15 protein-coding genes are annotated in these 22,065 nt (G+C 70.6%); 7 read left to right on the plus strand and 8 right to left on the minus strand.

The window, feature by feature from the left end:
* Positions 1 to 39: 39 nt before the first annotated feature.
* From AMYTH_RS0135590 to AMYTH_RS0135600, 3 genes are all read right to left on the minus strand, one after another.
* Positions 40 to 1,248 carry an acyl-CoA dehydrogenase family protein gene (locus AMYTH_RS0135590; RefSeq protein WP_020420445.1) on the minus strand — a complete coding sequence of 403 codons (1,209 nt, stop codon included), beginning with the start codon at positions 1,246 to 1,248 and terminating at the stop codon, positions 40 to 42.
* Between the two features lie 19 nt (positions 1,249 to 1,267).
* Positions 1,268 to 2,566, minus strand: coding sequence for an acyl-CoA dehydrogenase family protein (locus AMYTH_RS0135595; protein WP_027934216.1), 1,299 nt, complete (start codon positions 2,564 to 2,566; stop codon positions 1,268 to 1,270).
* A gap of 117 nt (positions 2,567 to 2,683) precedes the next feature.
* Entirely contained in the window at positions 2,684 to 3,187 is a 504-nt protein-coding gene (locus AMYTH_RS0135600) for a hypothetical protein (protein ID WP_228685095.1), read from the minus strand.
* Between the two features lie 113 nt (positions 3,188 to 3,300).
* Here AMYTH_RS0135600 and AMYTH_RS0135605 point away from each other — a divergent pair, with 113 nt between their 5' ends.
* Together AMYTH_RS0135605 and AMYTH_RS0135610 are read left to right on the plus strand one after the other, a co-directional pair.
* On the plus strand, positions 3,301 to 3,741 hold the full coding sequence (locus AMYTH_RS0135605; RefSeq protein WP_228685097.1) for a hypothetical protein: 441 nt from the start codon (positions 3,301 to 3,303) through the stop codon (positions 3,739 to 3,741).
* Between the two features lie 26 nt (positions 3,742 to 3,767).
* On the plus strand, positions 3,768 to 4,274 hold the full coding sequence (locus AMYTH_RS0135610) for a DUF3558 domain-containing protein (RefSeq protein WP_037322939.1): 507 nt from the start codon (positions 3,768 to 3,770) through the stop codon (positions 4,272 to 4,274).
* Here the strand turns inward: AMYTH_RS0135610 and AMYTH_RS0135615 are convergent.
* Positions 4,271 to 5,446 (minus strand): TetR/AcrR family transcriptional regulator, encoded by a 1,176-nt coding sequence (locus AMYTH_RS0135615; RefSeq protein ID WP_027934220.1) that lies wholly within the window; start codon positions 5,444 to 5,446, stop codon positions 4,271 to 4,273. The two genes, AMYTH_RS0135610 and AMYTH_RS0135615, sit on opposite strands and share 4 nt — an antisense overlap.
* Positions 5,447 to 5,573: 127 nt before the next feature.
* On the opposite strand from AMYTH_RS0135615, the gene AMYTH_RS0135620 reads away from it, so the two are divergent.
* Both AMYTH_RS0135620 and AMYTH_RS0135625 read left to right on the plus strand, forming a co-directional pair.
* A complete protein-coding gene (locus tag AMYTH_RS0135620) occupies positions 5,574 to 6,785 on the plus strand; it encodes an acetyl-CoA C-acetyltransferase (protein ID WP_027934221.1) in 1,212 nt (403 codons plus the stop codon).
* Positions 6,786 to 6,787: 2 nt separating this feature from the next.
* A complete protein-coding gene (locus AMYTH_RS0135625; protein WP_037324254.1) occupies positions 6,788 to 8,950 on the plus strand; it encodes a 3-hydroxyacyl-CoA dehydrogenase NAD-binding domain-containing protein in 2,163 nt (720 codons plus the stop codon).
* A gap of 552 nt (positions 8,951 to 9,502) precedes the next feature.
* On the opposite strand, the gene AMYTH_RS0135630 is transcribed toward AMYTH_RS0135625, so the two are convergent.
* The 4 genes from AMYTH_RS0135630 to AMYTH_RS0135650 all read right to left on the minus strand — a co-directional run bounded on the left by AMYTH_RS0135630 (position 9,503) and on the right by AMYTH_RS0135650 (position 14,846).
* Positions 9,503 to 11,056: an acetolactate synthase large subunit gene (locus AMYTH_RS0135630; RefSeq protein ID WP_027934223.1), complete on the minus strand. Its 1,554-nt coding sequence runs from the start codon at positions 11,054 to 11,056 to the stop codon at positions 9,503 to 9,505.
* An 8-nt stretch (positions 11,057 to 11,064) separates the two neighbouring features.
* The gene (locus AMYTH_RS0135635; protein WP_027934224.1) at positions 11,065 to 12,438 is read right to left on the minus strand and encodes an FAD-binding oxidoreductase; all 1,374 of its coding nucleotides are present in this window, start codon (positions 12,436 to 12,438) and stop codon (positions 11,065 to 11,067) included.
* A 633-nt stretch (positions 12,439 to 13,071) separates the two neighbouring features.
* Complete coding sequence (locus AMYTH_RS0135645; RefSeq protein ID WP_020420436.1) at positions 13,072 to 13,572, minus strand: DUF3830 family protein; 501 nt, start codon at positions 13,570 to 13,572, stop codon at positions 13,072 to 13,074.
* A 14-nt stretch (positions 13,573 to 13,586) separates the two neighbouring features.
* Positions 13,587 to 14,846, minus strand: coding sequence for an aspartate aminotransferase family protein (locus tag AMYTH_RS0135650; RefSeq protein WP_017984641.1), 1,260 nt, complete (start codon positions 14,844 to 14,846; stop codon positions 13,587 to 13,589).
* Positions 14,847 to 14,940: 94 nt separating this feature from the next.
* Between AMYTH_RS0135650 and AMYTH_RS0135655 the strand changes: the two genes are divergently transcribed.
* From AMYTH_RS0135655 to AMYTH_RS0135665, 3 genes are all read left to right on the plus strand, one after another.
* Positions 14,941 to 16,404: an NAD-dependent succinate-semialdehyde dehydrogenase gene (locus AMYTH_RS0135655; RefSeq protein ID WP_027934225.1), complete on the plus strand. Its 1,464-nt coding sequence runs from the start codon at positions 14,941 to 14,943 to the stop codon at positions 16,402 to 16,404.
* Positions 16,401 to 17,459 carry a tartrate dehydrogenase gene (locus AMYTH_RS0135660; RefSeq protein ID WP_027934226.1) on the plus strand — a complete coding sequence of 353 codons (1,059 nt, stop codon included), beginning with the start codon at positions 16,401 to 16,403 and terminating at the stop codon, positions 17,457 to 17,459. The genes AMYTH_RS0135655 and AMYTH_RS0135660 overlap by 4 nt, the downstream gene beginning before the upstream one ends.
* 304 nt (positions 17,460 to 17,763) lie before the next feature.
* Entirely contained in the window at positions 17,764 to 22,065 is a 4,302-nt protein-coding gene (locus AMYTH_RS0135665; protein WP_037324255.1) for an HAD-IC family P-type ATPase, read from the plus strand.

The raw sequence follows: 22,065 nt of genomic DNA on the forward strand, positions 1-22,065 counted from the left end.
GCCCGGCTCTCCGCACACGGGGAGCCGGGCGGTGGCGCGCTATTTCAGCTCCGCCGAAGTCTTCCCCAGCAACCGCCGCGCGACGATGAGTTGCTGGATCTGCTGCGTGCCTTCGAAGATGTCCAGGATCTTCGAGTCCCGGGCCCACTTTTCGAGCAGCATCTCTTCCGTGTAGCCGAGCGTGCCGATCAGCTCGACGCACTTGAGCGTGATGTCCACGACCGATCGGCCGGCCTTCGCCTTCGCCATGGATGCCTGCAGCGAGTTCGGCTTGCGGTTGTCGGCCATCCACGCCGACTCCAGCGTCAGCAGGTACGCCGCTTCGTAGTCGGCTTCCAGTTCCAGGTACGTGGCCGCCGCGGCGTGCTGGTGGTGCGCCGGGCGGTCGTAGTCCACCACGACACCCGCCTCGGCAAGGATCTTCGCCGTCTCCTCCAGCGCGGCCCGCGCCAGGCCGACCGCCATCGCCGCGACCAGGGGGCGCGTGTTGTCGAAGGTCTGCATGACCCCCGCGAACCCCTTGGACGTGTTGATCTCCGGCGAGCCGAGCAGGTTCTCCTTCGGCACGCGGCAGTTGTCGAACCGCAGCACCGCCGTGTCGGACGCGCGGATCCCGAGCTTGTGCTCCAGCCGCACGACCTCGAAGCCCGGAGTGCCCTTCTCCACCACGAACGACTTGATCGCCGCCCGGCCGAGCGACTTGTCCAAAGTGGCCCAGACGACCACGGCGTCCGCGCGGTCACCGGAGGTCACGAAGATCTTCTCGCCGTTGAGGATGTAGCTGTCGCCGTCCTCGGTGGCGGTCGTGGTGATGTTCGCGGAGTCCGAACCGGTGCCCGGCTCGGTGATCGCCATCGCGGCCCACACCTTCGCGAACCGCTTCAGCTGCTCGTCGTTGGCCACCGACGCGATCGCGGCGTTGCCGAGACCTTGCCGCGGCATCGACAGCAGCAGACCCACGTCGCCCCAGCACATTTCGATCGTGCCGAGCACCGTCGCCAGGTTGCCGCCGTTGCGGTTCCCGGTCGCCTTCTCCTTCTCGTTGCGCCGCACGCCGGCCGCGCCCGCGCCGCCCTCACCTGAGGAGTTCAGCCCGTCCAGCACCGCGGCGAACATGTCCAGCTCGACCGGGTACTCGTGCTCGGCGCGGTCGTACTTGCGCGAGATCGGCCGCAGCACTTCCGACGCCGCCTGGTACGCCTGGTTGATCAGCGCCCGGGCCTTCTTCGGGGTTTCCAGATTGATCATGATGACCTTCCCAGGCTTGTCAGAGGAGGACGACGCCCTCGAGCACACCGATCGCACGCAGGTCGCGGTACCACCGCTCGACCGGGTGCTCCTTCACGAACCCGTGCCCGCCCAGCAGCTGCACCCCGGCGCTGCCGATGCGCATGCCCTTGTCCGCGGCGAGTTTGCGGGCCAGCGCGACCTCGCGGGCGAACGGCTTGCCCTGTTCGGCCCGCGCGGCGGCGCGCAGCATCACCAGGCGCATGCCCTCCAGTTCGATCGCGATGTCCGCGACCGAGAACGCGACCGCCTGGCGGTGGCTGATCGGCTCGCCGAACGCGGTGCGCTCGTTCACGTACGGGATCACGTAGTCCAGCACGGCCTTCGCGGTGCCGGTGGCCAGCGCGGCCCAGCCGAGACGGGACAGCCGCACGGCCTCGGTGAACACGTCCGGCGAACCGCCGCCGAGCAACGCGCCCGCGGGCAGCGACACCTTCTCCAGGTGCAGCTTCCCGGTCGCCGCGCCCCGCAGGCCCATCGCCGGGTCGGCCTCGATCGACACGCCCTTGGTCGACGACTCGACGAGGAACAGCGCCGGGCCGCGCCCTTCGAGGTCGGCGGACACGACGAACAGTTCGGCCTGGCCCGCGCGGGGGACCAGGGACTTCACGCCGTCCAGCTGGTAGCCGCCGGGGGTGCGGCGGGCCTTGGTGGCGGGCTTGAACGGGTCGAACAGCGGCTTGGACTCCAGCAGGGCCAGCGCCGCGGCAGGCACGTTCTCGCCGACGAACTCCGGCAGGTAGTCGGCCTGCTGCTGGGCGTCGCCCCACAGGACGAGCGCGTTGCTGACCGCGGACGGCGCGAGCACCGCGACGGCCAGGCCGAGGTCGCCGTGGGCGAGTGCCTCGGCGACCAGCGCGTTGGTGACGACCGAGCGCTCCGCGCCCGCGCCGCCCAGCTCCTCCGGGATGCCGATGAGCGTCACGCCCAGCTCGGCGGCCCTGGTGAGCAGGCCGTCCGGCGGGCTGAGCTTCTCGTCCGCCTCGGCGGCCGCGGGCCGCAGCTGCTCGGCCGCGAACTCGCTCACCGTCTCGACGATCATCTGCTGGTCTTCGGACGGCGTGAGGTCGAACAGGCCCTTGTCCTCGGCCGGCGCCGGGCGGGTCGCGTCGCCGCCCCGCTTGCGCGACGAGGAGAACGTCCGGCTGGCCGCGCCGGCGACCTTGAAACCGTTCCTCGTCGCCGCCGAAACCAGGTTCTGAACCGGCTCGCGCAACCCGCTGCGTTCCAGCGTCCTGCTGCCCGCGAGCCGGGAGAGGGCGGCCAGGCCGAGGCCCATCACGTCCCTCTTCCGGCCGCTGTTCTCCCTGAGCGCTGCCACGTCGCACTCCCATCGCCGTTACCTACTCGTGAGTAGGTTAACGCATGGGGGCCGGTGAACGCCAGCCGCCCGACGTCAGGGGCGCCAGGTCGGGATGACGGGCATCGGGGGCCGAAGCGAGCTGGGCGGCGGACCGACGGCCCCGGACACGAGCCGGAGCACGGCGGTGCCGTCCCGCACGTCGACGACCTGCATCGCGAGGACCCCGTCGACCGGCTTCGGCTTCTCGGGTTCGCCGCTGCTGCAGCGCGAGCCGGAGCCGTTCTCGTAGAGGGTGGAGACGCAACCGGGGGTGAGGCTGCCGCTGCCGTCGCCAGTGGCGAACTCGATGCCCCCGGCGGTGACCGCGCGGACGGCGATCCGGTCCACCCCGCCCTGCCCGGTGAGCACGATGTCGACCGGGCCGCTCACCAGGACTTCGCAGGTGCCGTCCAGGCAGGCGCCGTAGTCACGCCCATCGGCGGCGGTGAGGGCCGGTGGCGCGGACGAGGTGGCGGCCGGCGCCGGGGTTTCGGTGGGCTCGCCGTCGCCGCTGCACGCGGCCAGCGGAAGGAGGAGGAGCAGGAGGGCGCGCTTCACAGTGAGCACGGTATCGACGGGGTGCCGGTTTTGGGGTGAGTTGGCAAGTTTCGGCCAGGTGCGGCTGGGCGCGCTGTACCGTGAGTGAGCGACTTGTTACTCGAGGGGGCGAAGTGAGCGAGAGCGGCGAACCTGTTCAATCGGTGGCTTCCGCGATCACGAACGCTGTGGGGAGCCCCGAGCAGGCAAAATCCTTCGCTGACGGCGCGAAGCACATGCTCGGAGAGGCGCAGGCGGGCCGGTGGGCCGTCGACGAAGAGACCGGAACTCATCTGCGGAGTGCGATTTCGCATGCTCACGGCCAGCTCGACGCGCTGAACGCCCGAATCGAGTTGCTTCGACGGGCGCCGAAGCTCGGTAATGATGTATACGCGCGGCAGGTGGCGGAGCACATGCGAGCCGCGATGGATTCCGATGCCCAATCCCTGGTGCCGGTGTTCAAGGCGCTGTTGGAAGGGCTGGATAATCTTCAGCAGGCGCTGGAGGTGGCAATGCGCAACTATGACGCCGCCGATGAAGCCGCGACGCAGTATCTCGGGCGTTTCAAGGACTGAGGGGACCAGTGATCCGTAGCTCAGGTATGGCGAGCCTTCTGGCCGGTGTCGCCCTGGGGTTGGCTGCCTGCACCGCCACCGTGGACGGTGCCCCGGCGCCGGATCCGGCCGTGACCGCCTCGGCGACCGGGACGAACGCTTCCGATCTGCTGCGTTCGCTCGATGCCTGCACTGTGCTCGACCAGCTGCTCGCCGGTCAGGGCTTCCAGCCCGGCGAGCGGAAGACCGTGCGGAACGAGTGCGTCGCCTCCAAGAGCGAGTACGGCGCCCTTGCGATCGCGCTTGATCCGGTCCAGGGGCTTGCCGAACTGCAGGCTCAGGAACCGCGGGCGATGTCCACGCAGGTGAACGGCCGCCGCGCGCTTCAGGTGGGTTCTCCAGCGGATGGGATGTGCGAGGTGGGCCTCGCGGTCGGTGAGCACGCGCGTGCCCTCGTCATCGCCTCGATTTCGCGGTCCGATGTTCGCGATCAGGTCTGCACGGCGGCGCAGGAGCTCGCCGGCAGGCTCGAACCCCTGCTGCCCAAGCCCTAATCCAGGTCCAGCACCGCCGCCATCAGGACTCGCAGTTCGGCCGCCAGCCCTGGCCGCGAGTTGACCCGCCGCGTGCGGGACAGGTCGTTCGCGATCGTCAGCGCCGCGTGCACCGTGATCTTCGCTTCGCGCGGGTTCAGCGCCGGCTGCGCCGCGCCCAGCAGGCTCACCCACTGCGCCACGTAGTCCCGCTGGATGCGCAGCAGCTCGGGGCCCTCTTCCTCCGCGTAGTTGACCGCGTCCGCCGAAAACGACACCGCCAGCTCCGCCGAACCGGTCAGCACCCGCACGTACGAGTCGATCAGCCCGCGCAGCGCCTCCGTCTCGTCGGCGCTGCTCAGGCGCACCCTTTCGGCGTCCAGCAGCAACCGGTCGCCCGCCCGCCGCGCGATCGCCCCCAGCAGCGCCGCCTTGCTCGAAAAGTGGCGGTACACGCTCGGGCCCGCGATGCCGGCCGCCGCGCCGATGTCCTCCATGCTCACCGCGTGGAAACCCTTGCGGTGGAACAGCTCCGCGGCCGCCGACAGGATCTGCTCCCGCCGGGACGGCACCCCGACGCCCACCGGCACCGGCTCGTCCTCAACGACCTCCGACGGCAGCCGCACGTGCAGCACCCGCCGCGCCAGCTCCGCCAGCAACTCGGCGAACCGCTTCCGCGCCACGGACGTCCGGTGCACCGAAACGCTGCCGAACACGCTCATCGCCGCCCAGCACAGCAGCTCCGCGTCCGCCGGCCCCAGGTCGGCGCGGAGGTTCATCAGCTCCTTGGCCCAGGTCGACAGCAGCGCCGTGGACCGCCGGGCGATCTCGCGCTGGTCCTCGGGCGAAAGGTGCCGCCCCTCCCACCGCCACAGCGCCGCCACGTCGCGCCGCTCCACCGACGCCTCCGCGATGCCCCGCAACAGCCGCTCCACCTGCGCGCCGTCCGGCCGCCGCAGGCTCGACAACGCGGCCGCGGTCGCGTCCTCCATCTCCTGCACCCCGCCGAGCAGCACGTACGCGAGGATCGCCTGCTTGTCCGCGAAGTGCCGGTACAGGGCGGGCCCGGTGATACCGGCCGCCGCGGCGATGTCGTTGATGCCGACGCCGTGGTAGCCGCGGGCGCGGAACAGCTCGGCGGCGAGTCCGGCCAGCTGGCTCTTGCGGTCGGGGCGACGGGAGGTGCTCGACATGGTGATCCCACTCTAGCCGGAGTGAGGCCCCCTGCAAACGGTTGACACCAGGGGATTCAGGCAGAGTATGTTAGTGGCAATTAGCGTCAGACCCAGACGGATGCAGTAAGCAGGAAGGACCGTCGGTGTGAGCAACGAGGCATACATCTACGAGGCGATCCGGACGCCCCGTGGCAAGAACAAGGGTGGATCCCTGCACGGGGTGAAGCCGATCGACCTCGTGACCGGACTGATTCACGAACTCCAGGCGCGGCACCCGGGCCTGGACCCGGCCGCGATCAACGACATCATCCTCGGCGTCGTCTCGCCGGTCGGTGACCAGGGCGCCGACATCGCGCGCGCCGCGGCGATGGCCGCCGGCCTGCCCGACACCGTCGCCGGTGTCCAGCTCAACCGCTTCTGCTCCTCGGGTCTGGAGGCCGTCAACCAGGCCGCCGCCCGGGTGCGCTCCGGCTGGGAGAACCTGATCATCGCGGGCGGCGTCGAGTCGATGTCGCGCGTGCCGATGGGCTCCGACGGCGGCCCGATGTTCACCGACCCGGCCACGAACTACGACACGTACTTCGTGCCGCAGGGCATCGGCGCGGACCTGATCGCCACCATCGAGGGCTTCAGCCGCGAGGACGTCGACCGGTTCGCGGTCCGTTCGCAGGAGAAGGCCGAGGCGGCCTGGTCCGGCGGTTACTTCGCGAAGTCGGTCGTGCCGGTCAAGGACATCAACGGCGTCACGATCCTCGACCACGACGAGCACCGCCGCCCCGGCACCACGCTGGAGAGCCTGGCCAAGCTCAAGCCCGCCTTCGAGACCATCGGCGAGTTCGGTGGTTTCGACGCGGTGGCGCTGCAGAAGTACCACTCGGTCGAGAAGATCAACCACGTCCACACCGGCGGCAACTCCTCGGGCATCGTCGACGGCGCCGCGCTGGTGCTGCTCGGCAATGAGCAGGTCGGCAAGGACCTGGGCCTGACCCCGCGCGCCCGCATCGTGGCGGCCGCGATCACCGGGTCCGATCCGACGATCATGCTGACCGGCCCCACCCCGGCCACGAAGAAGGTCCTCGACATCGCCGGCCTGACGGTCGACGACATCGACCTGTTCGAGCTGAACGAGGCGTTCGCTTCCGTCGTGCTCAAGTGGATGAAGGACCTGAAGCTGCCGGACGAGAAGGTCAACGTCAACGGCGGGGCGATCGCGATGGGCCACCCGCTCGGCGCGACCGGTGCCATGATCCTCGGCACCATGGTCGACGAGCTGGAGCGGCGCCAGGCGCGGCGCGCGCTGCTGTCGCTGTGCATCGGCGGCGGAATGGGTATCGCGACGATCATCGAGCGGGTGTGATCATGACCAACACTATTCGCTGGGACCAGGACTCCGACGGCATCGTCGTGCTCACCCTGGACGACCCCAACCAGTCGGCGAACACGATGAACGCCGACTTCCGCGAGTCCTTCAAGAACACGGTCGAGCGGTTGGAGTCCGAAAAGGACTCGATCACCGGTGTCGTGATCACCTCGGCGAAGAAGACCTTCTTCGCGGGCGGTGACCTGCGCGACCTGATCCAGGCCACGCCGGAGCACGCGGCCGAGATCACCGAGAGCACGAACGCCATGAAGGCCCAGCTGCGCAAGCTGGAGACCCTCGGCAAGCCGGTCGTGGCCGCCATCAACGGCGCCGCGCTCGGCGGTGGCCTGGAGATCGCGCTGGCGACGCACCACCGGATCGTCGCGGACGTGCCGGGCACCGTCATCGGCCTGCCCGAGGTGACGCTGGGCCTGCTGCCCGGCGGCGGTGGCGTCGCGCGCACCGTGCGGCTGCTCGGTATCCAGAGCGCTGTGCTGAACGTGCTGGTGCAGGGCCAGCGGCACAAGCCGGCGAAGGCGCTGGAGCTGGGCCTCGTGCACGAGGTCGTGTCCAGTGTGGACGAGCTGCTGCCGAAGGCCAAGGAGTGGGTGAAGGCCAACCCCGAGGCGCAGCAGCCGTGGGACGTCAAGGGCTACAAGATGCCCGGCGGTTCCCCGTCGAACCCGAAGTTCGCGGCGAACCTGCCGGCGTTCCCGGCGAACCTGCGCAAGCAGCTCAAGGGCGCCCCGATGCCCGCGCCGCGTGCCATCCTGGCCGCCGCGGTCGAGGGCGCGCAGGTCGACATCGAGACCGCGACGCAGATCGAGACCCGGTACTTCGTCAGCCTGGTCACCGGCCAGGTCGCGAAGAACATGACGAAGGCGTTCTTCTTCGACCTGCAGCACATCAACTCCGGCGGTTCGCGGCCGGACGGGTACGAGAAGTACCAGGCGCGGAAGGTCGGCGTGCTCGGCGCGGGCATGATGGGCGCCGCGATCGCCTACGTGTCGGCGAAGGCCGGTATCGAGGTCGTGCTCAAGGACGTCTCGCTGGAGGCGGCCGAGAAGGGCAAGGGCTACGCGGTCAAGCTCGAAGAGAAGGCGCTGTCCCGGGGCAAGACCACGAAGGAGAAGTCGGACGCGCTGCTGGCGCGCATCAAGCCGACGGCCGACCCGGCGGACTTCGCCGGGGTGGACTTCGTGATCGAGGCCGTTTTCGAGAGCCAGGAACTCAAGCACAAGGTCTTCGGCGAGATCGAGAACATCGTCAACCCGGACGCCGTGCTCGGGTCGAACACCTCGACGCTGCCGATCACCGGCCTCGCGCAGGGTGTGCAGCGGCAGGAAGACTTCATCGGCATCCACTTCTTCTCGCCGGTCGACAAGATGCCGCTGGTGGAGATCATCCGTGGGGAGAAGACCTCGGACGCCACCCTGGCGAAGGTCTTCGACTACACCCTGCAGATCAAGAAGACGCCGATCGTGGTCAACGACAGCCGCGGCTTCTTCACCAGCCGGGTGATCGGCACGTTCATCAACGAGGCGGTCGCGGCGCTCGGCGAGGGCGTCGAGCCGGCGTCGATCGAGCAGGCCGGTTCGCAGGCCGGCTACCCGGCGCCGCCGCTGCAGCTGATGGACGAGCTGACGCTGACCCTGCCGCGCAAGATCCGCGAGGAGACCAAGTCGGCGATCGAGGCGGCCGGTGGCACCTGGAAGGCGCACGCCTCCGAGGCGGTCATCGACCGGATGATCGACGAGTTCGACCGCAAGGGCCGGTCGTCCGGTGCGGGCTTCTACGAGTACGACGAGAACGGCAAGCGCGTCGGACTGTGGCCCGGCCTGCGCGAGGCGTTCAAGTCCGGCAGCGGCAATGTGCCGTTCAAGGACCTGCAGGAGCGCATGCTGTTCGCCGAGGCGCTGGAGACGGTCCGCTGCTTCGACGAAGGCGTGCTGATGTCGGTGCAGGACGCCAACATCGGCTCGATCTTCGGCATCGGTTTCCCGGCCTGGACCGGCGGTGTCATCCAGTACATCAACCAGTACGAGGGCGGCCTGCCCGGCTTCGTGGCAAGGGCGAAGGAACTGGCCGAGAAGTACGGTGAGCACTTCCAGCCGCCGGAGTCGCTGGTGAAGAAGGCCGAAGCAGGCGAAAAGTTCGAATAACAAAAAGAAGAGGCGCCCTTCCCAACAACCCGGGAAGGGCGCTTTTTCTTTGCACCAAACAGGAACCGGGCAACGCAACGCCACCGACTACCCCAACCAGACCTCCCCCGCCCCCGATCCACAGCCGATCTTTAGTCGCCGACCAGCCGTGTCAAGGCACGCTTTCCCGCCTTGACACGGCTGCTCGGCGACTGAAACACAATCAGGCATCGGGGGCGGGGGTGGTCGAAAGGTTACCGTTCGAGCGCCGTGAGGCGCTTTTTCCGCGCGAAGGCGCGGGTTTAAAGATCAAAAGAGTCCTCGCCGGACGGGCAGGCTCCGGGATGACCAGGGGTTGGGTGCCTAGTCTCGCCTTGGGTGGGTGGTCGCCGGGTGGTCATCCCGTCGCCTTCCGGTTTGTGCATATCACCTTGAGCCAGGGCCGCAAGGTTGGCATGTTCGGCCGCCGGTTGGCGGCCTGGGTTGCGGCCCTGGCTCAAGGTGATCGCGCCGGTGTCAGGCGACGGGATGACCACCCAGCTACCTTGGGTTCAAAGCCCTGGCGCTTCGCCGTCAGAGCAACGGGGGTACTGCTGCGTCGATGAGGTGGGGGCCGGGCTCGTTGAGGGCGTTGCGGAATTGCTCGGCCAGTTCCTCGGCCGTTGTCGCCCGTGTTGCTGGGACGCCCATGCCTTCCGCGATCTTCACGAAGTCGATGTCGGGCCTTGCGAGGTCCAGCAGGTCCTTCGCCTTCGGGCCGGACGCTTCCGCTCCGACTCGCTGCAGTTCCATGCGCAGGATGGCGTAGGCGTGGTTGTTCAGGATCACCGTGGCCACATTGAGGTTCTCCCGCGCCATCGTCCACAGTGCCGAGATGGTGTAGAGGGCGCTGCCGTCCGCCTGCAGTGCGATCACCGGGCGGTCGGGGGCGGCGATCGCGGCGCCCACGGCCACCGGGAGTCCCTGTCCGATGGCGCCGCCGGTCAGGGTGAGCACGTCGTGGCGGGGGGCACCGGCCGTCGCGCCCGGTAGGAGCAGTCCGGAGGTGTTGGCCTCGTCCGAGATGATCGCGCCCTCCGGCAGCAGTGCGCCGATCACCTCGACCCAGTTCTGCACCGTCAGCGGGCCGCTCGGCAAGGCGGGACGAGCCGGTTCCTGCAGTACCGGGTCCACATCGGACGCGACCTCGTCCGCGAGTGCTTCCAGCGCGCCCACCACGTCCTGGTCCAACTCTGCCAGCGTGTGCACCTGCGCGCCCTCCGGCACCAGGTCACTCGCCTTGCCGGGGTACGCGAAGAACGACACCGGCGGCTTGGTGCCGGCCACGATGACGTGCTTGATGCCCTCCAGCTGCCACTGCACCTGCTCGGCCAGGTACGCCAGGCGTTCGATCGTCGGCAGCCCGGCGCCGCGTTCCAGCCTCGCCGGGAAGGTTTCCACGAACGGCTTCGCGCCGGTCGCGGTGGCGATCCGGCTCACCGCCCGCAGACCGGCTTCGCGACAGGCCGGTCCGCCCACCAGCAACGCGACCGGCTCACCGGTCCGCAGCACCTCCGCGACCGCCTTGACCGTGGTGTCCGAGACGGTCTGCGGCGAGCGCGGCGGCATCGGCTTCACCGCCACACCACCGTCGCCCCACGAGACGTCCGCGGGCAGGATCAACGTCGCCACCTTGCCCGGCGCCTCCTGCGCCGCGGCGACCGCGAACGCGGCATCCGCGCCGACGTCCGCGCTGTTCCCCGACCGGCGCACCCACCCGTTCAGCGAACCGGCGATCGCCTCGATGTCCGACTCCAGCGGCGCATCGTACTTCTTGTGGTAGGTCGCGTGGTCGCCGATCACGTTCACCACCGGCACATGGCCGCGCCGGGCGTTGTGCAGGTTCGCCAGGCCGTTGCCCAGCCCCGGCCCCAGGTGCAGGAGCGTCGCGGCCGGCTTGCCCGCGACCCGCGCGTAACCGTCGGCGGCGCCGGTGACCACGCCCTCGAACAGGGCCAGCACACCACGCATCTCGGGCACCGAATCGAGCGCCGCGACGAAGTGCATCTCCGACGTGCCGGGATTGGAGAAGCACACGTCGACACCCGCGTCGACGAGCGTGCGGATCAGGGACTGCGCGCCGTTCATCTCACTCCTCAGTCGAACAGGACATCCGGGTTCAGGATGCCCTTCGGGTCGAAGGCCTGCTTGATCCGGCGCAGCAACGCGACCTTGGCCGGGTCCTCGAGCGCGAGGAAGTGGTCCTTCTTCGCCTGCCCGATCCCGTGCTCACCGGAAATCGCCCCGCCTGCCGCCATGCCCGCCGCGAAGATGTCGTGCAGCAGCCGGTGCCGCTTCTCCGGGTCCTTGCAGAAGATTCCCAAGTGGACGTTGCCGTCCCCGGCGTGGCCGCAGCCGATCGCGCCGGCCTCGGCTGCCGTGGCGAGCTCCCGGACCTTAGCCAGGAACCCGGGCATCTCCGATCGCGGCACCACGACGTCGATCACGTCGTCGGCGCCGGCGGCCTTCGCCGTCCAGAACGCCTTCTCCCGCGCCTCGATGAGCTTGCGCGCCGAGCCGCCGTCCAGCACGTACACGTCGGACGCGCCCAGCTCGCCGAGCAGCTCGCCGGCCCGCTCGACATCGCCGTCCAGCCGGTCGCCGTCGCGGTTTTCCAGGCCCACCACCAGGTAAGCCTGCGTGGCGTTGCGGACCTCCTCGGGGACGCCCAGCTCCAGCTTCTCGTTGTAGGTGATCGCCGCCATCGTCAGGTTGTCGATGTACTCGAGGATGTTCGGCGTCAAACCGCTGGCGATCACCTCCGGGACGGCGCGCATCACCTGGTCGAGATCACCGAACGGGGCGAGCAGCGTCGCGGCGTGCGGCAGGCGCGGGTACAGCTTGACGATCACCTCGGTGACCAGCGCGAGCGTGCCCTCCGAGCCGATGATCAGCTGGGTCAGGTCGTAACCGCTGGAGATCTTGGACGTCTTGCCGCCGGTGCGGATGATCTCGCCGGTGGGCAGGACCGCCTGCAGGCCGACGATGTTGTGCCGCGCCACGCCGTACTTGACCGCGCGCATACCGCCCGCGTTGGTGCCGACGTTGCCGCCGACGCTCGCGCTCAACTCGCCCGGGTAGACCGTGTAGGCGAGGCCGGCGTCCTTGGTCGCCTCGTCCAGTTCGCTGAGCGTGACGCCCGGCTGGACGACGGCGACCTGGTTGGCGGTGTCGATCTCCAGGACCGCGTTCATCCGCTCGAACGAGACGAGCAGGCCGTCCTCGCGGGGGCGGGCCGCGCCGGACAACCCGCTGCCCGAGCCGCGAGCCGTGACCGGGAGGCCGTTCTCGGCGGCGACGGCCAGCACTGCGGCGACCTCTTCGGCGGTGGCGGGTTTGACGACGTGGGCCGGCTTGACGGCGCCGACGGTGAGGGACTCGTCCTTCGCATAGTCGTCCGGGACGGAGTCCCCGGAGAGGAGGTTGCGCTCGCCGACGATCTCGGCGATCCGCGCGGTGACGTCGCCCATGACGTGCCCGGTCCTTTCCTGCGCCTGCCCGAATGACGGAAGCCTAGTACGGGAGAGCTCAGGACCGGAAGCGAAGGAGATTCATGTCTGACGGAGCAGCGGCGACGTTACCGCCGCCGGAAAGGGTGCGGGGCCGGTCCGCGCCAACGTACCGGCCCCGCCTTCTCGGGTCAGCGGGTCAGACCAGCCAGCCGAGGACGTGCGCGAGACCGGCCAGGATGTTGGAAACGATGTCGTGGCCGTGGTGGAAGTGCGCAGCGAACATTGGAGAGGGGCTCCTTTGCGAAATCAATCCTTGCGAATCTGGCTGCTTTCGAAAGCAAGGGAAGATTTTCAGTTCCGCTGGGAGGTGTCAAACCGCCGCGGAAAGCACAGTGCCCCTCGAATAGCGCGGTGGAAAATCCGCCCAGCCTAAACACGTAACACTTTCGGGTTTTCGGCTGGGGGTCCCATTGTGCCGCTCGTAGCGCCGTCGGGCGGGCCCACCTGGGGTGATGTCGATCTTGACCCGACCCACCGGGTGATGCCCGCCCGAACGGGTGAACACGTTGCCACTTAAGGTGATCCCCCTATGATCACGCTAACGAGTGACGGGGGACCAGGGTTCTGCCCCTAACGGCCGCAGGTCGAGGGCTACTCGGCGCGGGCGAAGGACAGCGTTTCGCCCTCGACGCCACGCAGCCACAGGTCCTGTGCGGCCGCCGCCATTTCCGGCAGGCCCTCCACGATCGTGGCGAACACGTTGCCGGGAACCCAGCCCGCGTCGCCGTTGATGAGCAGGTTGTTCCGGCCGTAGAAGATCGCCAGATCGGTCGCGCCCTGGTCGCTGTGGGCCTCGCTGCTGTCTTCGTACCCGTACGCCGGATTTCCGATTTCCCACGCCTCGAACCCGAAATAGACGACATCCCCGGGAATGGGGGTGACCGTCGGGTTCTCCCGGCCCGGCTTCGGGTCGGCGAACGGCGGCACCAGCGTGTAGACCTCGTTGCGGGCGTACTTCGCGTGGTAGGCCGAACCGCTCTGCGGCAGCGCGTTCCACACCGCCTGGCAGGTCCGCGGCGCCTCCGCGTCCAGCAGCACCGCGCGGCAGGACACGCCGCGCTTGTCGAGCGAGATGGTGATGTAGCGGGCCAACGTGCCTCTTCTCCCTACTTGGAACCGGTGACGGTGGCGACGGTCTCGGCCCAGATCGCGAGCGCGTCGTCGATCTGCTCGGCGGTGACCACCAGCGGCGGGATCATCCGCACGACGTTCGAGTACGCGCCGCAGGTGAGCAGCAGCAGCCCGCGCCGCGCCGCCTCCTGCTGCGCCGCCGCGGCCAGCGCGGTGTCCGGTGTGCCGTCGGCCTTGGTGAACTCCGAACCGACCAGCAGGCCCAGCCCGCGCACCTCGCCGATCTCCGGCGTCTTGTCGGCGATCAGCCGCGCGCCTTCGAGCAGCTGCTTGCCGCGTGCCGCCGCGTTCTCGACCAGGTTCTCCTCCTCGATCACGTCGAGGGTGGCCAGCGCGGCCGCGCACGACACCGCGTTGCCGCCGTACGTGCCGCCCTGCGAACCGGGGAACGCCTTGGACATCAGCTCCTTCGACGCCGCGATGCCGGACAGCGGGAAGCCGCTCGCCAGGCCCTTCGCGATCAGCACCACGTCCGGCCGCACGTCGAAGTGGTCGTGGCCCCAGAACCGGCCGGTGCGCCCGAACCCGGTCTGGATCTCGTCGATCACCAGCAGGATCCCGTGCCGGTCGGCGCGCTCGCGCAGCCCGGCCATGAACTCCCTGTTCGCAGGCACATACCCGCCCTCGCCGAGCATCGGCTCGATGAAGAACGCGGCCGTCTCGTTCGGGGCGCTGATCGTCTGGAAGAGGTAGTCCAGCTCGCGCAACGCGAACTTCGTCGCGGTCTGCTCGTCCCAGCCGTAGTGGTAGGCGTAGGGGAACGGCGCCACGTGCACGCCGCCCATCAGCGGCGAGATGCCGGCGCTGAACCGCGTGCCGGAGGTGGTCATCGACGCCGCGGCGACCGTGCGGCCGTGGAACCCGCCCTGGAAGACGATGACGTTCGGCCGCCCGGTGGCCTGCCGCGACAGGCGCAGCGCGGCTTCGACAGCCTCGCTGCCGGAGTTCGCGAAGAACAGCGAGTCCAGCCCCGCGGGCAGCACGTCGCCGAGCCGCTCGGTCAGCTTGAGCAGCGGCTGGTGCATCACGGTGGTGTACTGCGCGTGGATGACCTTGCCGATCTGCTCCTGCGCCGCCTTGACCACCTTCGGGTGGCAGTGGCCGGTGCTGGTCACACCGATCCCGGCGGTGAAGTCGAGGTGGCGGTTGCCGTCGACGTCGTAGAGGTAGGCGCCTTCGCCGTGCTCGACGACGACCGGAGTGGCCTGCTTGAGCAGGGGGGAGAGCTGGGCCATGACGGCGGAACTCCTAACCGGAGTGAGCTTGTAGATTGTTGACAATCTGTCTAGCATGGCCCGTGGACAGGCGCAAGGTTGATCAGGAGGACCAATGGCCGAGCTGACCGAATCGGGTGTCGTGGACGCCGTCGGCAAGGAGCTGTTCATCGGCGGGAAGTGGGTCCCGTCGAGCACCGGGCGGACCTTCGCCGTCGAGGATCCCGCCACCGGCCGGGTCCTCTGCGAGGTCGCCGACGCCACGCCCGAGGACGGGAAGGCGGCCCTCGACGCAGCCGTGGCCGCGCAGGCCGACTGGGCGAAGACGGCGCCGCGCGAGCGCAGCGAAATCCTGCGCCGCGCCTACGAACTGCTGAACGCGCGCGTCGACGAGCTGGCGCTGTTGATGACGCTGGAGATGGGCAAGCCGCTGGCCGAGGCGAAGGGCGAGGTCGCCTACGCGGCCGAGTTCTTCCGCTGGTTCTCCGAGGAGGCGGTGCGCATCGACGGCGGCTACCAGGTCGCGCCCAACGGGGCGGGCCGGTTCCTCGTCACCAAGCAGCCGGTCGGGCCGTGCCTGCTGATCACGCCGTGGAACTTCCCGATGGCCATGGGCGGCCGCAAGATCGGGCCTGCCATCGCCGCGGGCTGCACGATGGTCATCAAGCCGGCCGAGCAGACGCCGTTGTCGATGCTCGCGCTGGCCGCGATCCTGACCGAGGCCGGGCTGCCCGCCGGCGTGCTCAACGTGGTCACCACCAGCGATCCCGGCGGCGTGATGGAGCCGATGATCAAGGACGGCCGCGCGCGCAAGCTGTCGTTCACCGGGTCCACCGCGGTCGGGCGCAAGCTGCTGGAGCAGTGCGCGGACAAGGTGCTGCGCACGTCGATGGAGCTGGGCGGCAACGCGCCGTTCCTGGTCTTCGACGACGCCGACCTGGACGCGGCGGTCGAGGGCGCGATGCAGGCCAAGATGCGCAACATCGGCGAGGCGTGCACCGCGGCCAACCGGTTCTACGTGCAGCGCGGGGTCGCCGACGAGTTCGCCCGGCGGCTGACCGAGCGGATGTCCGCCTTGCCGCTGGGACGCGGCACCGAGCCCGGCGTGGTCGTCGGCCCGCTCATCGACGCCGACGCGGTGAACAAGGTGACCGAGCTGGTCGCCGACGCCACCTCGCGGGGCGCCAAGGTGCTCACCGGTGGGGCCACTGTGGACGGTCCGGGCAACTTCTACCAGGCCACGGTGCTCACCGACGTGCCGCGGGACGCGCGGATGGCGAGCGAGGAGATCTTCGGGCCGGTCGCGCCGATCAGCGTGTTCGACGACGAGGACGAGGCCGTCGCCGCGGCCAACGACACCGAGTACGGCCTGGTCAGCTACGTCTACACCAACGACCTCAAGCGCGCGCTGCGTGTGTCGGAGTCGCTGGAGGCCGGCATGATCGGGCTGAACCAGGGCATCGTGTCCAACCCGGCGGCGCCGTTCGGCGGGGTCAAGCAGTCCGGGCTCGGCCGCGAGGGCGGCACCGTCGGCATCGACGAGTTCCTGGAGACCAAGTACATCGCGGTGAGCCTGTGAGCACCTACCGGATCGCGAGCATCCCCGGTGACGGCATCGGGGTCGACGTCACCGCCGAGGCGCGCCAGGTCCTGGACCGGGCAGGCGAAGTGCACGGGTTCCGTCTGGAGTGGACGGAGTTCGACTGGAGCTGCGAGCGGTACACCAAGACCGGCCGGATGATGCCGGAGGACGGCATCGACCAGTTGCGGCCGTTCGACGGGATCCTGCTCGGCGCGGTCGGGTTCCCCGGCGTGCCGGACCACGTGTCGCTGTGGGGGCTGCTGATCCCGATCCGGCGGGCGTTCGCGCAGTACGTGAACCTGCGGCCGGTGCGGCTGCTGCCCGGGACGACGTCCGTGCTGGCCGGCCGGGAGGCCGACGAGCTGGAGATGGTGATCGTCCGGGAGAACACCGAGGGCGAGTACTCGCAGATCGGCGGGCGGCACAACGCGGGGCAGCCGGGCGAGTTCGCGGTGCAGGAGTCGATCTTCACGCGGGTCGGGGTCGAGCGGATCATCCGGTTCGCGTTCGAGCTGGCCCGCACCCGCAGCGGCCGGGTGTGCTCGGCGACCAAGTCGAACGGGATCATCCACACGATGCCGTTCTGGGACGAGGTCTTCGCGGAGGTCGCCGCGGAGTACCCGGACGTCCACAGTGAACAGACGCACATCGACGCGCTGGCGGCGCGCATGGTGCAGCACCCGGACCGGCTGGACGTCGTGGTGGGGTCGAACCTGTTCGGCGACATCCTGAGCGACCTGGCGGCGGCCGTGACCGGCGGGCTGGGCATGGCGCCGTCCGGCAACATCAACCCGCCGGGCGAGTACCCGTCGATGTTCGAGGCGGTGCACGGCAGCGCCCCGGACATCGCCGGGCAGGGCATCGCGAACCCGGTGGCGCAGATCCTGGCCGGCGCGATGATGCTGGAGCACCTGGGCGAGAAGACAGCCGCGGCGGCGGTGCAGAAGGCAATCGAGGAGGTGCTCGCGGCCGGCTCGGTGGCGACCCCCGACCTGGGCGGCAAGTCGACGACCACCGAGCTGGGCGCCGCCATCACCGACGCACTCGCCTGATCGGCTGGGCTCGCCTGACCGGCCGTGCTCGGTTGACCGGCCGTGCTCGCGTGGCGGTGACGGGCCGCGAGGCGGTGGGGCGCCGCGGGCCGCCTGACAGCGGCGCGCTGTGTGACGGTGGCGGGCCGCGAAGCGGTGGGGCGCCGCGTGGCGGCCGCGCCCGCCTGACGGCAGAGTGCGGCCCGCGGCCCTGCGGCCGCCGCAGCCGGTCCCGAAACCAGGGGCCGACCTGCGGCGGCACGCATATCTTCACCCTTAATGGGCAACCCCATGCACCTGAGGCGTCGAGGTGCGGGAGTGGTTCATGGAGTTGCTGGGTGTCCGGGTGCCGGGTCCGGTGTCGGCGGTGAAGGGCCTCGCCGGGGCGGTGTTGTCGCCGCTGAGCAGGCCCCGCCGCCGGGTGTGGTCCTGCCCGGGCCGGTTGCACATCGAGGCCCACGGGGTGCACGGGCCGGGCGGCGAAGCGGTCGCGCAGCGCATCGAGCAGGCCGTGCAGCGTCACCCCGGCGTCGCGTGGGCCCGGGTCAACGCGCCCTCCTCCCGGGTGATCATCGGCGTCGAGGACCCCGCCCCGGACAGCGACGAGCTGATCCGCGTCGTCGAGGAGGCCGAGGGCGCGCCCAACGGCGTCGGCGAAGAGATCAAAGAGGACGAGCTCCACCACCCGGCCGACGGCCTGCGCGGCACCCGCCTTCTGCCGACCCTCGCCGCCGACACCCTCGGCCTCGGCCTGTCGCTGATCACCCGGCTCGCGCCGTGGGCGCCGATCCCGACCGAGATCGCCGCGCTGCCCAGCGTCGTCGACCTGCACCCGCGCCTGCGCAAGATCGCCGCCGAGCGGGCGGGCAGCAGCGAGAAGGCCGACACCGCGACCTCGGCGTTCGGCGCGTTCGCCCAGGGCTTGGCGTCCGGCGGCGAGGGCACGGTCGTCGACATCGTCCAGCGTGCCGAGCAGTGGCGCGAGGCCCGCGCGCACGAACGGCTGTGGTGCCAGGCCGAGAACCGCCTGATCCAAGGCCCCGAGGACGCCGCGGCCGGCCCGGTCGTCGTCGAGCGGCCGCGGGAGATCCCGGACGGCCCGGTCGAACAGTACGAGCAGCGCATTCTCAACCTCGGCGCCGCCGCGGCCGCCGTCTCGCTGCCGTTCGCGCGTCCCCGCCGGGCGATCGGCATCGGCCTGGCCGCGCTGCCCAAGGCCGCCGAGGCCGGGCGCACCGCGTTCGGCGCGCGCCTCGGCCGCGTGCTGGCCACCGAGGGCGTGCTGGTCATGGATCGCGGGGTGCTGCGCCACCTGGACGCCATCGACACGCTGGTCCTCGACGAGCAGGCCTTCGACACCGGGCGCATGGTCCTCAACGACCTCGTCCCCGTCGGCGACGGCGACACCAGCGAGCTGGTCGAACGCGCCTGGCAGCTGTTCGACGCGCACACCCCGGGCAAGGTCCACGAAGACGACGGCTGGCGCGTTGGTCCGCTCGACGAGCTGGGCGTCGACCAAGGCGCGCACGAGCGCGAGCAGCTCGAGAAGCGCGGCGCGGCGGCGGTCCTCGGCCTGGTGCGGGACCAGCGGCTGACCGCCGTCATCGGGCTCGGCAGGCAGGTGCCGCCGGGCGTGGCCGCGGTGATCGCCGCCGCCCGGCGCGCCAACATCGAGGTCGTCAGCGCCAACGGCGGTCACGCCGCGTTCGAGGCCGACCGGCTCATGCCCGGCGGCGAGCGCCTCGTCTCGACCGTGCGCGAGCTGCAGGGCGACGGGCACGTGGTGATGCTGGTGTCCGACGACCGCCGCGCGCTCGGCGCCGCCGACTGCGGCATCGGCACCCAGCGTCCCGGCGACCCGCCGCCGTGGGGCGCGCACCTGCTGATCGGCGAGGACATCGGCATCGCGGCGCTGGTCGTCGACGCGATCGCCGCCGCCCGCGAGGTCAACCGCGACAGCATCTGGCTGTCCCAGGGCGCGACCGGCGTCGGCGCGGTCAGTGCGCTGCAACCAGGCCGCCGCAGCCCGGCCAACCGGGCGATGCGGGCGGTGAACCTGGGCGCGGCCGTCGCCCTGACCAACGCGCACCGCCGCGCCAAGAAGCTCGCCGAGCGGGACACGAGCCTGGCCGGCGACGCCGCGCCGTGGCACCTGATGCCGGTGGACGTCGTGCTCGACCGCCTCGGCACCGACCCGGACGGCCTGAGCGACGACGCCGCCCAGAAGCGGGCCAGGGCGCGCGGCACCGGCAGCGGCGGCCGGACGAGCCTGATGCAGGCGTTCATCAACGAGCTGTCCAACCCGCTCACCCCGGTCCTGATCGGTGGCGCCGCGTTGTCCGCGTCCGTCGGGTCGCCGGTGGACGCCGCGCTCGTCGCCGGGATCACCGGCGTGTCCGCGCTGGTCGGCAGCGTCCAGCAGGTCCACACCGAGAAGCAGCTGGCCGAGCTGCTGAGCCGGTCGGCGATCAGCACGACCGTGGTCCGCAGTGGCCGGGAGCGCGTGGTCAGCGCCGACGACCTGGTGCCCGGCGACGTCGTCAAGCTGACCGCCGGCGACGTCGTGCCCGCGGACTGCCGCCTGCTCGAAGCCGACGGCGTCGAGGCGGACGAGTCGTCGCTGACCGGCGAGTCGCTGCCGGTGGCGAAGGACCCGTCGCCGGTGATCGCCGCGGACGTCGCCGAGCGCGCGTCGATGCTGTACGAGGGCACGACGATCGCGGCCGGAGAGGCCATCGGCATCGTCGTCGCGACCGGCGCGGACACCGAGGCTGGCCGCAGCATGGCGATGGCGCGCGAGAACGCGCCGGTCACCGGGGTCGAGACCCGGCTGGCCGAGCTGACGTCGAAGTCGATGCCGCTGGCGATCGGGTCGGCCGTCGCGGTGGCCGGTGCCGGCCTGCTGCGCCGGGTGCCGCTGCGGGAAAGCCTGTCCGCGGCGGTGAACCTGGCCGTCGCGTCGGTGCCGGAGGGGCTGCCGTTCCTGGTCAGCGCCGCGCAACTGGCGGCAGCGCGGCGGCTCGCCGAGCACAACGCGCTGGTCCGCAACCCGCGCAGCATCGAGGCGCTGGGCCGGGTCGACGTGCTGTGCTTCGACAAGACCGGCACCCTGACCGAGGGGACGCTGACGGTCCACGAGGTCGACGACGGCCACCAGCGCCGCAAGATCGAGGACCTGGACGACGAGACCGAGTCGGTGCTGCTCACCGCGTTGCGGGCGACGCCGCAGGCCGACGACCCGTCCGACCTGCCGCACGCGACGGACCGTGCGATCGTCGAGGGCGCGCGGCGGGTTTCGGTGCACACCGACGGCTGGGAACTGGTCGACGCGGTGCCGTTCGAGCCGTCGCGCGGCTACCACGCCTCACTGATGCGCAACGGCGACGGCCTGGTGCTGAGCGTCAAGGGTGCGCCGGAGTCCGTGCTGCCGCGCTGCGACCTGGACGAGGGCCGTCGGAAGAAGCTGGCGGGCCGGATGAAGAAGCTGGCCAAGGCCGGGCAGCGGGTGCTCGCGGTCGCCGAGTCCACTCCGGACAGTGCGACGCTCGACGAGGACTCCGTGACCAGGTTGCGGTTCAAGGGTTTCGTCGCGATCGCCGACCCGGTGCGGGGGAGCGCGGCGGCCGCGGCGGCGGATCTGCGGGCGGCGGGCGTGCAGATCGTGATGATCACCGGCGACCACCCGGACACCGGCGAGGCGATCGCGGGCAAGGTCAGCGAGGACGGCGCCGACCTGCATGTGGTGACCGGCGCCGAGCTGGACGCGATGGACGACGACCAGCTGGCGTCCACTTTGGAGACCGTGGACGTGGTGGCGCGGTGCAGCCCGGCGCAGAAGGTGCGGATCATCAAGGCGTATCAGAAGCACGGCCACACGGTCGCGATGACCGGGGACGGCGCGAACGACGCGCCCGCGATCCGGCTCGCGGACGTCGGCATCGCGCTCGGCGGGCACGGCGCCCCGGCCGCCCGGGCGGCGGCCGATCTGGTGGTGACCGACGACCGCCTGGAGACGATCATCGCGGCGCTCGTCGAGGGCAGGGCGATGTGGGCCTCGGTGCGGGAGGCGCTGGCGATCCTCCTCGGCGGGAACCTCGGCGAGATCGGATTCAGCGTGCTCGGCGCGACGCTGACCGGCCGGTCGCCGCTGGGCGCCCGGCAGTTCCTGCTGGTCAACCTGCTGACCGACCTGGCGCCGGCGCTGGCGATCGCGCTGCGGCGGCCCGAGGAAGGCTCCGACCTGCTGCGCGAGGGGCCGGAGAGCTCGCTCGGCAAGCGATTGCAGAAGGACATCGGCGTGCGAGCCGGGGTCACGACGCTGGGCGCGACGACCGCGTGGATGCTGGCGCGCGCGACGGGCCGCGGCCGCCGTGCGAGCACGGTCGCGCTGGCCGGTCTGGTCGGCACGCAGCTCGGGCAGACGCTCCTGACGGGCGGCTGGAACCGGTCGGTGCTGGCGACGTCGCTCGGTTCGGTGGCCCTGCTCGCGGCCGTGATCCAGACGCCCGGCGTGAGCCAGTTCTTCGGCTGCACGCCGCTCGGCCCGATCGGCTGGGGGATGGCGCTGGGCAGCGCGGGCGCGGCGACGGCACTGGGCGCGGTGGTCGGGCGGACGATCGAGGGGTGA

The organism is Amycolatopsis thermoflava N1165, assembly GCF_000473265.1.
Lineage (GTDB): Bacteria > Actinomycetota > Actinomycetes > Mycobacteriales > Pseudonocardiaceae > Amycolatopsis_E > Amycolatopsis_E thermoflava.